This is a genomic window from Streptomyces sp. NBC_00178, assembly GCF_036206005.1.
GTDB lineage: Bacteria > Actinomycetota > Actinomycetes > Streptomycetales > Streptomycetaceae > Streptomyces.
Map to the genome: position 1 here is coordinate 3657986 of NZ_CP108143.1, position 13178 is coordinate 3671163.

Here is a 13178-nt window from a genome sequence, read left to right on the forward strand (position 1 = left end):
CGGCCCGGCGGTCAGGCGGGTACGTGCACGGCCTCCACGCGGCTGACGACGTGGTGGTCGCGTTCCCTGTGGGTCGCCCTGCCGTGCAGCCGGAGGATCTGCACGACGCCGAGCGCCTCCAGGACGAAGACCGAAGCGAACGCGACGCGGTAGTCGTCGCCCGTCGCGTCCAGCAGGACGCCGACCGCGAACAGTGTCGTCATCGAGGCGATGAACCCGCCCATGTTGACGATTCCCGACGCGGTGCCCTGGCGCTCCGGCGGGTTCGCGGGCCGGCCGAAGTCGAAGCCGATCATGGACGCGGGGCCGCACGAGCCGAGCACGAGGCACAGCGTGACGAGCAGCCACATCGGCGCGTGGCCACCGGGGTAGAAGATCGTGGAGCCCCAGAGCAGCGCCGTCATGGCGACCGTGCCGAGGGCGAGCGGGGCGCGTGCCGCGTGGTGGCGGGCGATCACCTGGCCGTAGACGAGTCCCACGACCATGTTGGAGAGCACCACCAGCGTGAGCAGTTCGCCCGCCGTGCCCCGGCTCAGTCCCTGGGCCTCGACGAGGAACGGCATGCCCCACAGCAGCAGGAAGACCATGGCGGGGAACTGCGTGGTGAAGTGGACCCACATGCCGAGCCTCGTGCCGGGTTCCCGCCAGGCGGCGGCGATCTGCCTGCGCACGTACGCGGCGCCGGCGTGCTCGGCGGGCGGAGGCTCGTGACCTTCGGGGTGGTCCTTGAGGAAGGCGAGCAGGAGCATCAGCACCAGTACACCGGCGGCGGCGCTGCCGACGAAGGTGGCCGTCCAGCCGTAGCCGTGCAGGGCGCGGGCGATGAAGAGCGTCGACACGAGGTTGCCGGCCATACCGAAGAGCGCGGCGACCTGGCCGATCATCGGCCCTCGGCGGGCGGGGAACCACCGGGCGCCCAGCCGCAGCACGCTGATGAAGGTCATCGCGTCACCGCAGCCGAGCAGCGCACGGGACGCGAGCGCCATGCCGTACGAGGGCGAGAGCGCGAAGCCGAGCTGTCCGAGCGTGAACAGCACGGCTCCGAGGGTGAGGACCTTCTTGGTGCCGAACCGGTCGACCATCAGTCCCACGGGTATCTGCATGCCCGCGTAGACCAGCAGTTGCAGGATGGAGAAGGTCGACAGGGCGGAGGCGTTGACGTCGAACCGGTCGGCGGCGTCCAGCCCGGCGACACCGAGGCTGGTGCGGAAGATGATGGCGACGAAGTAGACGGCGACGCCGATGCCCCAGATCCAGGCGGCCCGGCGGCCACCGGGCGGATCTCCGGGCAGCGACAGGGCCGGGGCGGCGGAGCTCATCGGTCATCACCCCGGACCAGCACCCTGACCCGGCTGACGTGGCGGCGTACGACCTGCGCGGCGCCTTCGGCGTCACCGGACCTGATGGCCTCCAGCAGTTCACCGTGTTCGGTGATGTTGGCGGCGATCCTGTCGGGGTGTGCCTCCATCACGGCGACGCCCATCCGCAACTGCCGGTCACGGAGCTGGTCGTAGAGGCGCGAGAGGATCTCGTTGCCCGCGTTCTTCACGATCTCGGCGTGGAAGCAGCGGTCCTTGACGGACACGGCGGCCAGGTCCCCCGCCCCGGCGAGTTCCCGCTGTTCCTCCAGGAGTTGTTCCAGGCGGGCGATCAGGCCCGGGGAGGCCGGCACGGCCTTGCGGGCCGCGAACTCCTCGACCAGCAGCCGTGTCTCGACGACGTCCGCGATCTCCTGGGCGGAGACGGGGAGCACGAGGGCCCCCTTCTTCGGGTAGAGCTTGATCAGCCCTTCGGCCTCCAGTCGCAGCAGCGCCTCCCGGACCGGGGTCCGGGAGACTCCCACGGCCTCGGCGAGGTCTCCCTCGGTGAGGAGCGTGCCGCCCTCGTAGCGGCGGTCGAGCACCGCCGTCTTGATGTGCGTGTAGACGCGCTCGGCGGCGGGGGGCGACTTGGGGTCCGTCTTGTTGCGGACGGCGGGCGGCACGAGGGAAGCGGCTGGCATGCGCACAGCATAGATACAACATAGGTGCGTCCGCCGAGGCGTCCGCGATCCGGACCCGCCCCCTCTCCGGCGCGGCCTGTCCCGGCCCTGGGAGCGCCCGCCTTCCGCCCCCGGGGCGCCTGCCGTCCGGCCGCTTCCGGTCCCCGGCCGGTGCCTGCCGAGCGGCAGGCGCCGGCCTCGGCGGCCCGGGCGTGTCCGAACTCCACACTTCCGGCACACCGAGGGGGTTCGGGCGAAGGCTTCGGTTCGTATAATCCGTGCAGCCGGAATCGATCTCACCCGTACGTGAGCACATCCATTCGGCACCCTCGCGAGTCTCACCACCAAGCGGCACTCTCACGTGACCGCATTTCAGGTGTATTTGGAGCGTTTGACTTGAAAACCGGTCTTAAGGGCATAAACCGCGCAACCGTTGCCGCCACCGTGGCCCTCACCGCAGGTGCCCTCCTCGCGGGCAGCACGTCCGCCTCAGCAGCCCAGGCAGCGACCCTGCCGACGCCCACGATCACCGCCAAGGGCGGGTTCGTGATGAACAACGGCACCGCGAAGACGCTTTACAGCAAGTCGGCGGACACCCGCCGGTCCACCGGTTCCACCACCAAGATAATGACCGCCAAGGTGGTGCTGTCCCAGAAGAACCTGAACCTCGATTCCAAGGTGACGGTCCAGAAGGCGTACAGCGACTACATCGTCAAGAACACCGCCTCGTCGGCTCGTCTGATCGTCGGCGACAAGGTGACGGTCCGTCAGCTCCTCTACGGTCTGATGCTGCCGTCGGGCTGCGACGCCGCCTACGCGCTGGCCGACAAGTTCGGTTCCGGCACCACGCGTGCCGCCCGGGTGAAGTCGTTCCTCGGCAAGATGAACGCCACCGCGAAGTCGCTGGGCATGACGAACAGCCACTTCGACTCGTTCGACGGCATCGGCAACGGCTCGAACTACTCGACGCCGCGCGACCTCACCAAGCTCGCCAGCTCCGCGATGAAGAGCTCCACGTTCCGCGCGATCGTGAAGACGAAGTCGACGAAGCAGAAGGTCACCACGAAGACCGGCGGCTACCGCTACATGTCGTGGACCAACACCAACCTGCTGCTGGGCAGCTACAGCGGCACGATCGGCGTGAAGACCGGCTCCGGCCCGACCGCCAAGTACTGCCTGGTCTTCGCCGCGACCCGCAACGGAAAGACGGTCATCGGCACCGTTCTCACCGCGACGTCCTCGACGACCCGCACGACCGACGCGAAGAAGCTCATGGACTACAGCTTCAAGAAGTAGTCCGGTCCGCACACGCGCGAAGGGGCCCGCCGCATCCTGCGGCGGGCCCCTTCGCGCGGCCGGTCAGGCCCAGGTGATCAGACGCTTCGGCTGCTCCAGGATGGCCGCGACGTCCGCGAGCACCTTGGAACCGAGCTCGCCGTCGACCAGACGGTGGTCGAACGACAGCGCCAGCGTGGTCACCTGACGCGGCTTCACCTTGCCCTTGTGCACCCAGGGCTGGAGCTTGATCGCGCCCACCGCGAGGATCGCGGACTCGCCGGGGTTCAGGATCGGCGTACCCGTGTCGACGCCGAAGACGCCCACATTGGTGATCGTCACGGTGCCGCCCGCCATGGCCGCGGGGGCCGTCTTCCCCTCGCGCGCCGTGGTGACCAGCTCGCCCAGCGCCCCGGCGAGCTCGGGCAGCGCCATGGCGTGCGCGTCCTTGATATTCGGCACGATCAGGCCGCGCGGGGTGGCGGCCGCGATGCCCAGGTTCACGTAGTGCTTCTGCACGATCTCCTGGTTGGCCTCGTCCCAGGCGGCGTTGACCCCGGGGTTGCGCCTGATCGCGACCAGCAGGGCCTTGGCGATGATCAGGAGCGGATTGACCCGCACCCCCGCCATGTCCTTGTCCTCCTTGAGCTCCGCCACCAGCTTCATCGTGCGCGTGACGTCGAGCGTCACGAACTCGGTGACGTGCGGCGCGGTGAAGGCACTGCCGACCATGGCCTGCGCGATGGCCTTGCGCACCCCCTTGACCGGGATACGGGTCTCACGGCCGGCCGCGTCCGCGGGCACGGCGACCGGTGCGGGGGCGACGGGCGCCGCCACCGGCTGCGCGGGGACCTCGGCGGGGGCCGGGGCGGCCGCCGCGTGGACGTCCTCGCGGGTGATGATCCCGCCCTCGCCGGTCGGGGTGACCGTGGCCAGGTCGATGCCCAGGTCCTTCGCCAGCTTGCGCACGGGCGGCTTGGCGAGCGGACGGGTCTCCGGAACAGCCGCGGCGCGGCCGTTCATCTCGGCCTGGACCGCGGCGGCGGCCGGACCCGGGACCTCGACGCCCTTGCGGGCGCGGCGCTTGGTGGAGGACTCGGCCACGCCGTAGCCGACCAGCACCGGCTGCCGCCCCTTGGGGGCTTCCGGCTCGGCTTCCGGCTGTGCCGGGGTCACGGGCTGCTGGACGGTCTCCGCGGGGGCCGGGGCGTCACCGCTGCCGGGCGCCACGTCCACCGCGATGATCACCTGGCCGACGTCCACGGTCGTGCCCTCGGGGAAGCGGAGCTCGTGCACCACCCCGTCGAAGGGGATCGGCAGCTCCACCGCCGCCTTGGCGGTCTCCACCTCGCACACGACCTGGCCGTCGGAGACGGTGTCGCCGGGCTGGACGAACCACTTGAGGATCTCGGCCTCGGTGAGGCCCTCTCCCACGTCCGGCATCTTGAACTCGCGGAAACGAGCAGACGTATCGGTCATCGTCGTCACGATCCCTCTCCTCAGTACGCCAGCGAGCGGTCGACGGCGTCGAGCACCCGGTCGAGACCCGGCAGGTACTCGTCCTCGAGCCTGGCCGGCGGGTAGGGGGCGTGGTAGCCGCCGACCCTCAGCACCGGTGCCTCGAGGTGGTAGAAGCAGCGCTCCGTGATCCGGGCGGCGATCTCGGCGCCCGATCCGTAGAACACCGGCGCCTCGTGGACCACGACCAGGCGGCCCGTCTTCTCGACCGACGTCTGCACGGCGTCGAAGTCGATCGGGGACATCGACCGCAGGTCGAGCACCTCGACGGACTTGCCCTCCTCCTGCGCCGCGGCGGCGGCCTCCAGGCAGACCTTCACCATCGGGCCGTACGCGGCGAGCGTGAGGTCGGAGCCCGCACGTGCCACGACGGCCTTGTGCAGAGGGAGGGGGATGGACTCGGTGTCGAGGTCGCCCTTGTCCCAGTACCGCCGCTTGGGCTCGAAGAAGATGATCGGGTCGTCGCTCTGGACGGCCTGCTGCATCATCCAGTAGGCGTCGCTCGCGTTGGACGGCGAGACGACCTTCAGGCCCGCCACGTGTGCGAACAACGCCTCGGGGGACTCGCTGTGGTGCTCGACGGCACCGATGCCCCCGCCGTACGGGATGCGGATGACGACCGGCATCTTGATCTTGCCGAGCGCGCGGGCGTGCATCTTGGCGAGCTGCGTGACGATCTGGTCGTACGCGGGGAAGACGAAGCCGTCGAACTGGATCTCCACGATCGGCCGGTAGCCGCGCAGGGCCAGGCCGATCGCCGTGCCCACGATGCCGGACTCGGCGAGCGGGGTGTCGATGACACGGTCCTCGCCGAAGTCCTTCTGGAGCCCGTCCGTGATGCGGAAGACCCCGCCGAGCTTGCCGACGTCCTCACCCATGATGAGGACCTTGGGGTCGGTCTCGAGAGCCTTGCGGAGCGACTCGTTGAGCGCCTTCGCGATGGACAACTTCTGGGCTGCCATGACTAGTTGCCCTCCTCGGCGAACGATGCCTGGTAGGCGGCGAACTGGGCGCGCTCCTCGTCGACGAGCGGGTTGCCGTCGGCGTAGGTGTGGTCGAAGATCGCCATCCGGTCGGGGTCGGGCATGGCCCGCACCGCCTCACGCACCCGCTTGCCGAGGGTCTCGCTCTCCTCCTCCAGCGCGGCGAAGAACGCCGCGTCGGCGAGGTCCTGCTTCTCCAGGTACGTACGCAGCCGCAGGATCGGGTCCTTGGCCTCCCACGCGGCCCGCTCCTCGTCCGCCCGGTACTTGGTCGGGTCGTCGGAGGTGGTGTGGGCGCCCATGCGGTAGGTGAACGCCTCGACGAGGGTGGGCCCCTCGCCCCGGCGGGCGCGCTCCAGGGCCGACCTGGTGACGGCCAGGCACGCCAGTACGTCGTTGCCGTCGACCCGGACACCGGGGAAGCCGAAGCCCTGTGCGCGCTGGTACAGCGGCACGCGCATCTGCTTCTCGGTCGGCTCGGAGATCGCCCACTGGTTGTTCTGGCAGAAGAACACGACGGGGGCGTTGTAGACGGCGGAGAAGGTGAAGGCCTCCGCGACGTCGCCCTGGCTGGAGGCACCGTCACCGAAGTACGCGACCACGGCCGAGTCCGCACCGTCCTTGGCGACGCCCATGGCGTAGCCGGTGGCGTGCAGCGTCTGCGAGCCGATGACGATCGTGTACAGGTGGAAGTTGTTGGTGGTCGGGTCCCAGCCGCCGTGGTTCACCCCGCGGAACATCCCGAGCAGGTTCGTCGGGTCGACACCCCGGCACCACGCGACACCGTGTTCCCGGTAGGTCGGGAAGACGTAGTCGTCGTCGCGCAGGGCGCGGCCCGAGCCGATCTGTGCGGCTTCCTGGCCGAGCAGCGAGGCCCACAGGCCCAGCTCGCCCTGACGCTGCAGCGCGGTGGCCTCGGCGTCGAAGCGCCGGGTCAGGACCATGTCCCGGTACAGGCCGCGGAGCTCGTCCGGGCTCAGGTCGATCTCGAAGTCCGGGTGCTCGACGCGCTCACCCTCCGGCGTCAGCAGCTGAACCAGCTGGGGCTCGGAAGTCTGTGGCGTCTTCGCGGCGCTGGTCCGCTTGCTGCTGCGTCGCGGTTTGCGCGCGGCAGTGCTCTCCACGGTCACGTGCGTGCTCCTCCGTCGGTCCGGCCCCCGGGATGGCCGGGGAACCAGTGCGGCTCGCCTGTGTCCGGACCCGTGCACGGGGTGGGTGCCGCTGGCCGGGAACAGGCGTGACAGGTGCCCCGGCGAGCGTCCTGTCATAAGCACGTTACCCAGTGCACCGCACAACTGCGAAACACCTTGTGACCTGCGATTTTGCTTGGATTTCCAAGTAAATCGCAAAAACCGCGAAGTCTTGCTGGTCACAGCACTGGAAACAGCCTGGCAGGCGGCCGGAACAACGGCACGTTATCCCGCGCCGCTAGTGCCAGGGAAGGGCGGACGAGAAAGGAGTGTGTGAGACTTCGAATGTGCGCGAAGAAGGAAAAATCACGGTATTCCTGCTCGATGATCACGAAGTGGTGAGGCGCGGCGTCCACGAGCTGCTTTCCGCCGAGGGGGACATCGAAGTCGTCGGCGAGGCCGGCACGGCGGCGGACGCACTCGCCCGGATCCCGGCGACCCGCCCCGACGTGGCGGTCCTCGACGTACGGCTGCCCGACGGCAGCGGTGTGGAGGTCTGCCGCGAGGTCCGCTCGGCGGACGACCGCATCAAGTGCCTCATGCTCACCTCGTACGCCGACGACGAGGCGCTCTTCGACGCGATCATGGCGGGGGCCTCGGGGTACGTCCTGAAGGCGATCCGCGGCAACGAGCTGCTCAGCGCCGTCCGGGACGTGGCCGCGGGGAAATCCCTGCTCGACCCCGTCGCCACCGCCCGCGTGCTGGAGCGGCTGCGCGAGGGGAAGAACGGCAAGGGGGACGACCGGCTCGCCGGTCTGACCGAGCAGGAGCGCAAGATCCTCGACCTGATCGGCGAGGGCCTGACGAACCGCGTGATCGGCGAGCGGCTGCACCTCGCCGAGAAGACCATCAAGAACTACGTCTCCAGCCTGCTCGCCAAACTGGGGATGGAGCGGCGGTCGCAGGCGGCGGCCTACGTGGCGAGGCTCCAGGCCGAGAGGCGCTGAGCGCCGGCGCGACCGGGACCTTCGTCCCCTGCCGCGGGGGCCCCGGACCCTTACCCCGCGGCGGCGGCGTGGCGGAGAGTGGAGCGCATGCTCTTCTCCAGCCCCCGTGCCGCCGGGCCCGTCGCCCGGCCGGCCTCCGCCACCGGTTCCGCTTCCGGTCCGGTCCGCGGCCCCTCCGGTCCGCCCGGCCGCGAGCGCGGCCCCGCCCCCGTGTCCGGCTTCACGCACGGCAGGTCCCGTGCCATCGAGCTGCTGGCCAGTGTGTGCCACGGCCGCATCGCCATGAGCATGCGCGCCCTGCCGTTCCTGGCCGTGGCCCGGCACCTGGTGGTCGAAGGACGCGTCGTCCTGCGGATGCACAGGGGGCTCGGCTTCCACGAGTCGTGCGACGGCAGCGTCGTGGCCTACGGGGCGGACAACCTCGACGCCTCGGCGTCCGGTGCGGACGGCCGGTGGTCGGTGCAGTTCACCGGGCCCGCGGAGATCGTCCACCCCGCCTTCGACCAGCGTGAACTCTTCGGTTCCGGCCCGTCGGAGGTCAACGGCGAGCGCTTCGATCCGGTGTACCTCCGTATCGATCCGCAGCTCGCACGGATGCACACTCTGAGCTACAGCGCAAGTCCGTAAATCCAGCCACGCAGCGTCACCTAACATGTGGCGAGTGCTGCGCTCATCTGTGACCCTTCCACCTGTTCCTCCGGTCGGCGAGGTGCTGCGCCGCTACCCCGCCGCCGGTGAGCCCCTCGCCTGCGAACCCCTGACCAAGGGCCTGCTCAACCACGGTTACCGCGTGTCCACCACCCGGGGTTCGTACTTCCTCAAGCACCACCTGGACAAGCACCACCTCGACGACGCCAGCGGTGACCACGACACGATCGTGAGACAGCACCGGGCGACACAGCAGTTGCACTCGCTCGGTGTGCCCGTCGCGCCGCCCCTGGCGGACACGCACGGTGACACCGTGACCGTCATCGACGGGCAGCGGTACGCCCTGCACCACTGGGTGGACGGCCTCCACCGGGACGGCGCCCAGTTGACGACCGCCCAGTCGCGGCGGCTCGGAGCACTGCTCGGCGCCGTGCACAACGGCCTCGAACAGGTCATGGGCGACGACCGGCCGCCTTCCGTGCGGGGACAGAGCCCCCATCCCGCCGACACGTTCGCGCTGATCGACGAGCTGCTGACGGCCGCCGGGGGCCTCGGCCCCCGGGACGCCTTCGACGAACTCGCCGTGCACCGGCTCGTCGAACGCCGTGCCCTGCTGGAACAGCACGCGCACCGCAGGCCGCCCACGCCCGGGGGTTCCGCGCGGGGCTGGGTGCACGGTGACTTCCACCCGCTGAACCTGCTCTACCGGGGCGCCGACCCCGTCGCGATCGTGGACTGGGACCGGCTCGGCGTGCAGCCGCGTGCGGAGGAGGCGGTGCGGGCGGCCGCCATCTTCTTCGTACGGCCCGACGGGGAGCTCGAGCTGGAGAAGGTGCGGGCGTACGCGCGCGCCTACCGGCGGGCGGCCGGTGCCGGAGCCGCCGAGATGACGGCCGCGGTGCACAGGGTCTGGTGGGAACGGCTCAACGACTTCTGGATACTGCGCTGGCGCTACAGCCTGCACGACCGCAGGGCCGACCCGCAGTTCCCTGCGGTGTCGGCCCTGGCGGTGTGGTGGACGCGCGAGTACGAGGCGGTCGGCGAGGCCTTCACCGGGTGAGGCCCCGCCCCCGCGGCCGTCAGGTGCCGGCGGTGGTGCCCGTCGTCGTGCCCGCCGCGGCGCCCGCCGAGGTCCCCGCGGGGGTCCCGGCCGTGGCGCCGTCCGTGGTCCCGCCGTCGGGCTCTCCGGCGCTGCCCTCGTCGGTGCCGCCCTCGGTGGTGCCGCCGTCGTCACTGGTGCCGCCGTCCGTCGTGGCGCCACCGTCGGTCGTGCCCGGGGCGGACGACGAGGGCGTCTCGGTCGGCTTCCGGGTCGGCTCGGTCGGATCGTCCGACGGCTTGTACGTCGGCTCCCTGGTGGGCCACGTCTGACCGCTCGTGGAGTCCTGGGGCTCCTCGGACTCCTCCGTCTCCTCGTCCGTGGGATCGGGCGACTCCGGCGACTCGGTCGGGGAGACCGAGGTGGAGGGGCTGGACGGGGTCTTCTTGTTCTTGTCGTTGTCGTTCGCCGCGTTGACGGCGAAGGCGACGCCCGCACCGATCGCGATGAGCGCGAGCAGGACGAAGAGCCACATCTTGTTGCGGCCGCCGCCGTTGTGGTGCCCGCCGGCGTACGCCCCGTCGTCCGGGTTCATGGGCGGCAGGATCGGGCCCTGCGAGGTCTCCCCGTGCATCGGGTGACCCATCGCGGCGGTGCCGCCGCCGATGTTCATCGCCGTCGTACGGCCGCCTTCGTGCACGGTGACCGGACCCGTGTTCCACGTGCCGGTGTGCCCGCCCTGCACCTGCAGCATCTGCAGGCTGTACTGGACGAGGCCGCGCATCTCCTCGGCGCTCTGGAACCGGTCGTCCGGGTCCTTGGCCAGGGAGCGCATGACGAGGCCGTCCAGCTCCGGCGGGACGGCTCCGGCTGCCTCGGAGGGCGGGAGCGGCATGTCCTGCACGTGCTGGTACACGACGGAGAGCGGCGTCTCACCGGTGAACGGGGGCCGCAGGGCCAGGAGTTCGTAGAGCAGGCAGCCGGTCGCGTACAGGTCGGAGCGGTGGTCGACCGCCTTGCCGAGCGCCTGCTCGGGGGAGAGGTACTGCGGGGTGCCCATGACCATGCCGGTCTGCGTCATCGTCGACTGCGCTCCGTGCAGCGCGCGGGCGATGCCGAAGTCCATCACCTTGACCGCGCCGGAGTGCGTGATGATCACGTTCGCCGGCTTGATGTCACGGTGCACGATGCCGTGCTGGTGCGAGTACGCCAGGGCCTCCAGCACACCGGAGACGATGATCAGCGCCTGCTCGGGCGGCGGCGCCTCGGCCTCCAGCAGCAGGTCGCGGATGGTGTTGCCCTCGACCAGCTCCATCACGATGTAGGGCACGGTCGAGCCCCCCACGACGTCCTCGCCGGAGTCGTACACCGCCACGATCGCGTGGTGGTTCAGCCCCGCGACCGACTGTGCCTCGCGCGTGAAACGCGCCTTCGAGACGGGGTCCTCGGCGAGATCGGAGCGCAGCAGTTTCACCGCGACCGTCCTCCCCAGACGGACGTCCTCCGCGGCGTAGACCTCGGCCATGCCGCCGCGGCCGAGCCGGTGCGTCATGCGGTAGCGGCCGTCTCCGACCACACCGCCGACACCCCAGGAGTCGGTGCCATCCGAAACTCCGCCGCCGTTTGCTTCGGATCCGGGTGCCATCAGTCCTCGCCGTCGTATCTGTCCGCGCGTCCGCGGGTTCTCACGGTGCCTTGCTGCATTGCCACGTCACGCTACAGCCTCCGTGGGGCCCGGCTCGTCTCGAGAGTGACGGGCCATCCAATCGGCTGGCGCGCCGCCTGCGCAAATTCCATGTTCATCGTGTAACGCTTCCGAGACGCTTCTTGTGCGTAGGGTCACGGAACGGGCACCCGGCTTGACGTGTCGTACCCCTCGGGCAGACTTGGCGCGTACGAGGGATCACGCGTCCGCCGGGCGCCGAGGGGGATGCAAGTCATGAGCCACGACGGCGCACAGGGGCGGTACGCGGGCGGTTCCGTGGCCGGCGGCCGCTACCAGCTCCGCGACCTGCTCGGCGAAGGCGGGATGGCGTCCGTCTACCTCGCGTACGACTCCGCCCTCGACCGCCAGGTCGCCATCAAGACGCTCCACACCGAGCTGGGGCGTGAGCAGTCCTTCCGCGAGCGTTTCCGGCGCGAGGCCCAGGCGGTCGCCAAGCTCCAGCACACCAACATCGTCTCGGTGTTCGACACGGGCGAGGACGAACTCGGCGGCGCCCTCATGCCGTACATCGTGATGGAGTACGTCGAGGGGCAGCCGCTCGGCTCCGTACTCCAGTCGGACATACGGCAGTTCGGCGCGATGCCGGCCGACAAGGCGCTCAAGGTGACGGCCGACGTGCTGGCCGCCCTGGAGACCAGCCACGAGATGGGCCTGGTCCACCGCGACATCAAGCCCGGCAACGTGATGATGACCAGGCGCGGCGTGGTCAAGGTCATGGACTTCGGCATCGCCCGGGCCATGCAGTCCGGCGTCACCTCGATGACCCAGACCGGCATGGTCGTCGGCACCCCCCAGTACCTCTCCCCCGAGCAGGCGCTCGGCCGCGGCGTCGACGCGCGCTCCGACCTGTACTCGGTCGGCATCATGCTCTTCCAGCTGCTGACGGGGCGCCTCCCCTTCGACGCGGACTCCCCGCTCGCCATCGCGTACGCGCATGTGCAGGAGGAGCCGGTCGCACCGTCGAGCATCAACCGGTCGGTCACGCCCGCGATGGACGCCCTGGTCGCCCGTGCGCTGAAAAAGAACCCGAACGAGCGCTTCCCCAGTGCCGCGGCCATGCAGGACGAGATCGCCCGCGTGCTCAGCGCGAGCGGTCCCGCCGGTGCTCCGGCGATCGTCGGCGGCAGCGGCCCGGCGAACAGCGGCTCGGGGGTGGGTTCGGCGGTCTTCCCGCCCGTCGGCCAGACCACGCCGCCGCAGCACAGCGTGCAGACGCCCTACCAGCCGCAGCCCCACCAGCAGCACCAGCCCGGCCCGTACGGCCCGCCGGCCCCCGCCCCCACGCAGGGATACGGCTACCCGCAGGCACCCCAGCAGTACGGGGCGCCCGCGCATCTCGGGCAGGGGACGCCGCCTCCGTACAGCATGTCGCCGCAGACCGCGGCGGGCCGCAGCGGCGGGTCCGGCCGGAACATGCCGGTCGTCGCCGGCGCGATCGTGGTCGCCCTCGTCGCGGTCGGCGGGCTGATCGCGTTCCTCACCATGGACGGCGACGCGGACAACGGCAAGGGCGGAGACCCGGGCTCCAGCGAGTCCGCGGCGGCCGGCGAGCACAAGCCGCCGGAGCGCAACCGGACGATGGACACCGAGGACTGCACCGACGCCTCGGAGGACACCGACGACCCGGCCAAGGTCCAGGCCCCGAACTTCGTCTACAAGGACATCATCTCCGCGAAGTCCTGTGCCGCGGCGGCCGGTTGGACGGTCAAGGTCATCGAGGTGGAGGGCAACACCTACGCCGAGGACCAGGTCGTCGACCAGTTCCCGACCCCGGGGGCCGCGGTGGCGGAGCGTGGCGCCCACTTCGAGCTCCGTATCGCGACGGGCGACCCGGCCTGATCCGCCGGTAGCCGGGGGTCGGGGGCGGTCCG

The 13178-nt window shown here is 70.5% G+C and carries 11 protein-coding genes; 5 read left to right on the top strand and 6 right to left on the bottom strand.

What is annotated here, in order from left to right:
• Positions 1-11: 11 nt before the first annotated feature.
• Together OHT61_RS15815 and OHT61_RS15820 are read right to left on the bottom strand one after the other, a co-directional pair.
• Complete coding sequence (locus OHT61_RS15815; protein WP_329038983.1) at positions 12-1319, bottom strand: MFS transporter; 1308 nt, start codon at positions 1317-1319, stop codon at positions 12-14.
• Positions 1316-2002: a GntR family transcriptional regulator gene (locus OHT61_RS15820; protein ID WP_329038986.1), complete on the bottom strand. Its 687-nt coding sequence runs from the start codon at positions 2000-2002 to the stop codon at positions 1316-1318. The genes OHT61_RS15815 and OHT61_RS15820 overlap by 4 nt, the downstream gene beginning before the upstream one ends.
• Positions 2003-2377: 375 nt before the next feature.
• On the opposite strand from OHT61_RS15820, the gene OHT61_RS15825 reads away from it, so the two are divergent.
• The gene (locus tag OHT61_RS15825) at positions 2378-3277 is read left to right on the top strand and encodes a D-alanyl-D-alanine carboxypeptidase family protein (RefSeq protein ID WP_329038987.1); all 900 of its coding nucleotides are present in this window, start codon (positions 2378-2380) and stop codon (positions 3275-3277) included.
• Positions 3278-3340: 63 nt separating this feature from the next.
• Here OHT61_RS15825 and OHT61_RS15830 read toward each other — a convergent pair whose 3' ends face one another.
• The 3 genes from OHT61_RS15830 to pdhA are packed head-to-tail and all read right to left on the bottom strand — an operon-like array spanning position 3341 to position 6887.
• On the bottom strand, positions 3341-4744 hold the full coding sequence (locus OHT61_RS15830; protein ID WP_329038989.1) for a dihydrolipoamide acetyltransferase family protein: 1404 nt from the start codon (positions 4742-4744) through the stop codon (positions 3341-3343).
• An 11-nt stretch (positions 4745-4755) separates the two neighbouring features.
• Positions 4756-5736: an alpha-ketoacid dehydrogenase subunit beta gene (locus OHT61_RS15835; RefSeq protein ID WP_329038990.1), complete on the bottom strand. Its 981-nt coding sequence runs from the start codon at positions 5734-5736 to the stop codon at positions 4756-4758.
• A 2-nt stretch (positions 5737-5738) separates the two neighbouring features.
• On the bottom strand, positions 5739-6887 hold the full coding sequence (pdhA, locus tag OHT61_RS15840) for a pyruvate dehydrogenase (acetyl-transferring) E1 component subunit alpha (protein WP_329038992.1): 1149 nt from the start codon (positions 6885-6887) through the stop codon (positions 5739-5741).
• 347 nt (positions 6888-7234) lie between these two features.
• Between pdhA and OHT61_RS15845 the strand changes: the two genes are divergently transcribed.
• The 3 genes from OHT61_RS15845 (at position 7235) to OHT61_RS15855 (ending at position 9602) form a co-directional block, all read left to right on the top strand.
• On the top strand, positions 7235-7894 hold the full coding sequence (locus OHT61_RS15845) for a response regulator transcription factor (protein WP_329038994.1): 660 nt from the start codon (positions 7235-7237) through the stop codon (positions 7892-7894).
• 87 nt (positions 7895-7981) lie between these two features.
• Positions 7982-8521, top strand: a complete 540-nt coding sequence (locus OHT61_RS15850; protein WP_329038996.1) for a pyridoxamine 5'-phosphate oxidase family protein — start codon at positions 7982-7984, stop codon at positions 8519-8521.
• 82 nt (positions 8522-8603) lie between these two features.
• Complete coding sequence (locus OHT61_RS15855) at positions 8604-9602, top strand: phosphotransferase (RefSeq protein ID WP_329043278.1); 999 nt, start codon at positions 8604-8606, stop codon at positions 9600-9602.
• Between the two features lie 19 nt (positions 9603-9621).
• On the opposite strand, the gene OHT61_RS15860 is transcribed toward OHT61_RS15855, so the two are convergent.
• Positions 9622-11226: a protein kinase domain-containing protein gene (locus OHT61_RS15860; RefSeq protein WP_329038997.1), complete on the bottom strand. Its 1605-nt coding sequence runs from the start codon at positions 11224-11226 to the stop codon at positions 9622-9624.
• A gap of 294 nt (positions 11227-11520) precedes the next feature.
• On the opposite strand from OHT61_RS15860, the gene OHT61_RS15865 reads away from it, so the two are divergent.
• Positions 11521-13146, top strand: a complete 1626-nt coding sequence (locus tag OHT61_RS15865) for a protein kinase domain-containing protein (RefSeq protein ID WP_329038999.1) — start codon at positions 11521-11523, stop codon at positions 13144-13146.
• Positions 13147-13178: the final 32 nt, after the last annotated feature.